The organism is Aeromonas sp. A35_P (assembly GCF_002259925.1).
GTDB lineage: Bacteria > Pseudomonadota > Gammaproteobacteria > Enterobacterales > Aeromonadaceae > Aeromonas > Aeromonas dhakensis.
In genome coordinates, this window is sequence record NZ_NEVB01000095.1 from 1 (window position 1) to 6355 (window position 6355).

4 protein-coding genes and 1 pseudogene are annotated in these 6355 nt (G+C 64.1%); 3 read left to right on the forward strand and 2 right to left on the reverse strand.

What is annotated here, in order from left to right:
* The first annotated feature begins 70 nt into the window (after nt 1-70).
* Complete coding sequence (aroG, locus tag CAK78_RS07005; protein WP_094696815.1) at nt 71-1126, forward strand: 3-deoxy-7-phosphoheptulonate synthase AroG; 1056 nt, start codon at nt 71-73, stop codon at nt 1124-1126.
* Between the two features lie 91 nt (nt 1127-1217).
* On the opposite strand, the gene CAK78_RS07010 is transcribed toward aroG, so the two are convergent.
* On the reverse strand, nt 1218-2813 hold the full coding sequence (locus tag CAK78_RS07010) for a methyl-accepting chemotaxis protein (RefSeq protein ID WP_176452711.1): 1596 nt from the start codon (nt 2811-2813) through the stop codon (nt 1218-1220).
* 261 nt (nt 2814-3074) lie between these two features.
* Between CAK78_RS07010 and hutW the strand changes: the two genes are divergently transcribed.
* On the forward strand, nt 3075-4445 hold the full coding sequence (gene hutW / locus CAK78_RS07015) for a heme anaerobic degradation radical SAM methyltransferase ChuW/HutW (protein ID WP_176452712.1): 1371 nt from the start codon (nt 3075-3077) through the stop codon (nt 4443-4445).
* 72 nt (nt 4446-4517) lie between these two features.
* Here hutW and xseA read toward each other — a convergent pair whose 3' ends face one another.
* On the reverse strand, nt 4518-5888 hold the full coding sequence (gene xseA, locus CAK78_RS07020; protein ID WP_094696818.1) for an exodeoxyribonuclease VII large subunit: 1371 nt from the start codon (nt 5886-5888) through the stop codon (nt 4518-4520).
* A gap of 247 nt (nt 5889-6135) precedes the next feature.
* Between xseA and CAK78_RS07025 the strand changes: the two are divergent.
* Nucleotides 6136-6355, forward strand: a pseudogene (locus CAK78_RS07025) (IS5/IS1182 family transposase); the annotation flags it as partial.

Consider the following 6355-nt stretch of genomic DNA (forward strand, 5'->3'; position numbering starts at 1 on the left):
ATTTACACCGCTGCTCGTGCGGGCTAGCTTGAAGTCTCTTTATCGCAGTCATCTAGCAGGAAGCCTTGTCATGCAGCATCAAACCGACGACGCTCGCATTAGTGAAATCAAAGAGTTATTACCCCCGGTTGCGGTGCTTGAGAAGTTTCCGGCCACCGAGGTCGCATCCAATACCGTGTTTGAATCCCGTCAGACCATCCATCAGATCCTGGCCGGCGACGATGATCGCCTGCTGGTGGTGATCGGCCCCTGTTCCATTCACGATCCGGCCGCCGCGCTGGAGTACGGCAAACGCCTCAAGGTGCTGCGTGACGAACTCAAGGGCCAGCTGGAGATAGTGATGCGGGTCTATTTCGAGAAGCCGCGTACCACGGTGGGCTGGAAGGGGCTGATCAACGATCCTTACCTCGACAACAGCTGCCAGATCAACGACGGCCTGCGCATCGGGCGCAAACTGCTGCTGGATCTCAACGACATGGGGCTGCCGACCGCCTCCGAGTTCCTCGACATGATCACTCCGCAATACGTTGCGGATCTGATGAGCTGGGGCGCCATCGGGGCCCGCACCACCGAATCCCAGGTGCACCGCGAGCTGGCCTCCGGTCTCTCCTGCCCGGTGGGCTTCAAGAACGGCACCGACGGCACCATCAAGGTGGCCATCGACGCCATCGGTGCCGCCAGCGCGCCGCACCACTTCCTGTCGGTGACCAAGTACGGCCACTCCGCCATCGTCGCGACCCGGGGCAACCCGGACTGTCACATCATTCTGCGCGGCGGCCGTGAGCCGAACTACAGCGCCGCCCACGTGGACGAGGTGGTGAAGGGGCTGGACAAGGCCGGTCTGCCGCAGAAGGTGATGATCGACTTCAGCCACGCCAACAGCAGCAAGCAGTTCAAGAACCAGATGCTGGTGGCCGAGGACGTGGCCGGTCAGCTGCGTGCCGGCAGCAAGGCGGTGTTCGGCGTCATGGTGGAGAGCCACCTGGTGGAGGGCCGTCAGGATCTGGTGGAAGGGTGCGAACTCACCTTCGGTCAGAGCATCACAGATGCCTGCATCGGCTGGGCCGACACCGAGACCCTGCTGCGCAATCTGGCCGATGCGGTGGCCACCCGCAACGCAGGCTAATGTCGGCCAGGCGTGCCTGAAACAACATGCAAAACAAAAGCGCGACCCGGGGTCGCGCTTTTTTATTGGCCGCCGCGGGCGGCAGGCATGATCACCAGCGGTAGGTCTTGAGCAGCTGCTCGAGCTTGCGGCACTGCTCCACCAGCTGGACGCTGGCGAGGTTGGCGGCGTGAGCCTGGCCCAGGGTGTCGTTGGAGGTGTTGCGAATGTCGCTCACCGAGCCGTCCACCTCGTTGCAGACCCTGTCCTGCTCTTCGGCGGACTGCGCCATCTGGGCGTTGAGATCGTTGATGCTGCTGATGCGGTCGATGATGTTCTGCATGGCGGCCAGGGTCGCCTCCGTCTTGTGGATGCTCTCGTCCGCCTTGGCCTTGGCATCCCCGATCACCGACACCGCGCTCTGGGCCTCGTTCTGCAAAGCGGCGATCATCTGGGAGATTTCCTCGCTGGCGGCGCGACTGCGGTTGGAGAGGGCGCGCACCTCGTCGGCCACCACCGCAAAGCCGCGGCCCTGTTCGCCGGCCCGGGCTGCCTCGATGGCGGCGTTGAGGGCCAGCAGGTTGGTCTGATCCGCGATCCCCTTGATCACCTCCAGCACCCCGTCGACCGCCAGACAGCGGTTGTCGAGCTGCTGGATCACCTTGTCGACCCGCTCTATCTCCGCCGACATCTCGCCCATGTCGTTGATGGAGTGCTGGGCCAGGCGACTGGTGTTGGCCGCATCCTGGTTGGTGAGGGCGGAGAGCTCGGCGCTTTTGCGGGCGTGTTCGCGCACCTCGTGGGAGCTGGCGGCCAGCTCGCTCACGGCGGCGGCCACCTGTACCGTCATGCTCTCCTGCTGGCGGGCCGAGCTTTCGGTCTGGGTCGCCACCTGTCGGATCTGGTTGGACTCCTGATAGAGCTGGTGGGTGGCGCTCTCCACCTCCTGCAGGCTGTGGCGAAACCCCTGCACCATGGCGCTGACGGCGCGGGTCATCTCGCCCAGCTCATCCCGGTTGGGGTTTTCCAGGGGGAGGGAGAGGTCCCGCTCCTTGGCCATGCGGGTCATGGCCAGCTGCAGATGGCGTACCGGTCGCTTGATGTAGCGCTGCAGCACCCAGCCCAGCAGGCCGAAGCCCAGCCCGAACACCGCCACCAGGCTGCCGCTCAGGATCAGGTTGTTGCGATGGATCTCGCCAAAGGTGTGGCTGAGATCGTAACTGATGCGCACCGCCCCCATGACGGTGCCTTCCGCCACCTGGTGGCAGGTGGTGCACTGGGTACCGCGGTACTCCTTGTAGGCCTTGAAGGGCTTGATCAGGGTGAGCTGGTTGCCCTGCTGCTCGAGAATGGTCTCCCCCTGCTGGATGGCGCGCTCGTCCAGCTTGTCTTCAATCTGCTGATCCGGGTGGCCGGGGCCGAACAGGCTGGTCACCGCAGGGGCGCGGATCAGGCGGGCCTCGACGATGCCGGCCTCGCTCTTGAGCTTGGTCTGCACGATCTGGCGATTGGCGATGGCTCCCGTCATCATCAACACGTTGAGCTGATCCATGTAGGTGTTGGCGGCGCTCTCCACCTTTTCACCCGCCAGCCGGATGGCGAGATCCCGTTGCAGCCAGGCGGATAGCTCGAAGCTGAGGGCGAAGGTGCAGCCGATGACCAGGGCGAGGGGGAGAAAGATTTTCCAGTTCAGAGACAGATTTTGCATCGTTGGCAGGTCCATGCGCAGGTGAGCGATCGTCAATGGTTGATGACTCTCCCGCGTTTGCTCATCAGAACGGGGGAGATGGTTCTCTATCGGCTCACCCTACCTCATCTTGAGTAAATTAACTGTTAACTTGATCCATGATGGAGGTTAATGGTGCGTAGCAAACGAGGGTTGTTCGCCGTTGCGTTGATCCAGCACAAACTTGGTAACTATTGATAGTGGTTATCATTTGCATTATTTCACTTGATAACCTTGCCTGCGATGACACCACTGCTGACCCCGACCATGACAGGTCTTGCCACCCCGGATCCCCTCAAGTTCGCCTTTGGCGCCAAGACCTCGGCCCACGCCAGTCGCGGCGGCATGCGTCCGCTGACCCTCGACCATGCCGACTGGCAAGCCTGGTGGCGCCGTGAGAGTGAGGCGGAAGAGCGGGCGCTCTATATCCACATCCCGTTTTGCCGCAAGCGCTGCAGCTTCTGCAATTTCTTTGAAAATGGTGCCAACCCGGCCCGCATCACCCGCTATGTCAACGCGCTCTGCAGCGCGCTTGCCAAGGCTGCCGAGACCCCCTTCACCCAGAGCCGCCCCTTCTCGGCCGTCTATGTGGGGGGCGGCACGCCGACGGACATGAGCGCCGACGAGCTGGCGATGCTGGCCGCCGCCATCCGTCGTTTTCCTTTGACTGCGGATGCGGAGGTGACCCTGGAGGGGCGCCTCAACGGTTTTGATGATGCCAAGTGGCACAGTGCGCTGACGGGAGGCTTCAACCGCTTCTCGTTCGGGGTGCAGAGCTTTGATACCGAGGTGCGCCAGGAGGCGGCCCGCTTCGACGACCGGGAGACCCTGCTGACCCGGTTGGAGGCGCTGACCCGCCACGACGACGCGGTGATCGTGGCCGATCTCATCTTCGGCCTGCCTGGCCAGGATGATGCCGTGTGGCGTCAGGACATCGCAGACGTGATGGCGAGCGGAGTGCACGGGGTGGATCTCTATCAGCTCATCGCCATGGCCGGCACCCATCTGGCCCGTACGGAGGCGAGGGGCAAGTCCGGTTGGGCCGCCGACGGCCAGCAGCGGGCCGCCATGTATGCCTATGGCGCCCAGACGCTGGAGCAGGGGGGCTGGCAGCGGCTCTCCTGCAGCCACTGGCGGCGCGGCGAGGCCGAGCAGAGCCGCTACAACCAGATGGCCAAGCGCGGCGCCGAGATCCTCCCGTTCGGGGCCGGGGCTGGCGGCAACGTGCATGGGCACGGCCTTATGTATGGCCGGGATCTGGCGCTCTGGCACGAGGCGCTGGCGGCGGATCAGCGGGCCCCCGGCATGGTGATGGGGCGCAATCCCAATGGCCGCCTCGATGGTCTGCTGCGCGGTGCGCTCGACAGCGGTTGGCTGGCGCTGGCCCGTTTGCCGGCGCCGCTGCAGGCACATCTGCAACCCTTGTTCGAGGCCTGGCAGCTGCATGGGCTGGCGACGCTGAGCGAGGTGCGACTCGAGCTCACCCTGGCGGGGCGCTTCTGGAACGTCAATCTGCAGGCCGGGTTGTTTGAATACTTGCAGCTCAACCCGCTGGCGGGGTCGGGGACGGCGCCTGCCGATCCGGCGCAGGCGGTGCGCCATGCGCTGGTGTGAGTGCGTTGGCCGAGAGGGCCTGACAAAGAAAGGATGATAAACAAGGGGGCACCTGATGTGCCCCCTTGTGCGTTATGGCTGGTGGACCTCTTCCACCCGTACCCGCAACTGCCCCTCTGCAAGCTGGGTGACCAGCGTCTGGCCGGCATCCACCTGATCGGCGCGGCTGATCACCTCACCGCTGGGAGTGCGGGTGATGGAGTAGCCACGCCCCAGGGTGGCGAGCGGGCTCACCCCGTCGAGGCGGGCGCTGAGCATGGCGAGGCGATGGTCAGCCAGATCCCGGCGCTTGGTGATGAGGGCATGAAGCCGCTCCTCGGCCAGCTGGTGGCGGCGCTTGCCGGCGGCCAGCAAGCGCTCCGGGCTCTTGCCCTGCAGGCGCAACTCCAGGTTGGCGAGGCGCCGCTCTCCCTGATGCAATCTGTGGTTCATCAGCTGCTGCAAACGGGCGGAGAGCTCGTCGAGGCGCTGGGATTGCTGCTCCAGCCGCCGTTTCGGATCCTGATGGTCGAGCCGCTTTTGCAGCAGGATGAAATCGTGGCGGGCGGCGGTCTGCTGGCGGTTCATCGCCTGCAGCAGTTGCTGCTTGAGATGGGCGAGGCGCTGGGCGCGGGCGCTCTGATCCGGCGCCACCAGCTCGGCCGCCGCCGACGGGGTCGGGGCGCGCAGGTCGGCGGCAAAGTCGCTGATGGTGACATCCACCTCGTGGCCCACCGCACTCACTACCGGAATAGTGGAGTGGGCGATGGCGCGCACCACCGCCTCTTCGTTGAAGCACCAGAGATCTTCGAGCGACCCGCCGCCACGCCCGACGATCAGCACATCCACCTCGGCGCGGCGGTTGGCCAGGGCAATGGCAGAGACGATCTGGCCGATGGCGGCGCTGCCCTGCACCTGGGTCGGGTAGATAAACACCGGCAGATCCGGCGCGCGGCGTTTGAGCACGGTCAGCATGTCATGCAGGGCAGCACCGGTGGCGGAGGTGATGAGGCCCACCGCGCGCGGTTCGCGCGGCAGCGGCCGCTTGCGCCCCTCGTCGAACAGCCCTTCGGCGCCGAGGCGGCGCTTGAGCTCCTCAAAGCGCAGTGCCAGCACACCGTCGCCTGCCGGCTGCATCGACTCGATGATCAGCTGGTAGTCGCCGCGCGGTTCATAGAGGGAGACCCGTGCCTGCACCAGCACCTGCATGCCGTCCTGCGGGCGGAAGGCCACCCGCCGGTTGTTGCCCTTGAACATGGCGCAGCGCACCTGGGCCGACATGTCCTTGAGGGAGAAGTACCAGTGGCCGGAGCTTGGCATCGCCAGGTTGGAGAGCTCGCCGGTCAGCCACACCAGCCCCAGATCCTGCTCCAGGATCATGCGCACGGCGCTGTTGAGGCGGGTGACGGTAAAGACCTGCTGCTCGCGGCCGTTCGCCGCACTGGATGAGGTAAATCGGTTCAATGGTGTACCTGTGGTCTGCCCCGGCGGGGCCGGGATAAAACGATGGCCGCTATCTTACCCCAGCACGGGGCAGGTGCCGAGCCTCGATCTGGCTTTGGTTCGTCACTTCTTTAACATGGTCCTTGGCCAAACGATATGACCCGGTAAGATATTAATTGGCGTTATAGCCATGTTCTCTTGGGAAAGTGCGAACAAGTCCTTGATGTGAGATCATGAACCCCACTTGGCATCAGGGATGAGGTTCAGCATGAGTCACCAGCTCACCTTCGCGGACTGCGAGTTCAATGGCAAACGCCGTAAAACCCGTAAAGAGATATTCTTGGCTCGCATGGAGGCTGTGCTCCCATGGCCAAGGATGCTGGGGGTCATCGAACCCGTCTATCCCAAAGCTGGTAACGGGCGTCGTCCCTACCCACTCGATACCATGCTCCGCATTCACTGTATGCAGCAGTGGTACAACCTCAGCG

Coding starts and splice junctions, on each gene's coding strand:
- aroG (WP_094696815.1), top strand. CDS start 71: ATGCAGCATCAAACCGACGACGCTCGCATTAGTGAAATCAAAGAGTTA.
- CAK78_RS07010 (WP_176452711.1), bottom strand. CDS start 2,813: ATGCAAAATCTGTCTCTGAACTGGAAAATCTTTCTCCCCCTCGCCCTG.
- hutW (WP_176452712.1), top strand. CDS start 3,075: ATGACACCACTGCTGACCCCGACCATGACAGGTCTTGCCACCCCGGAT.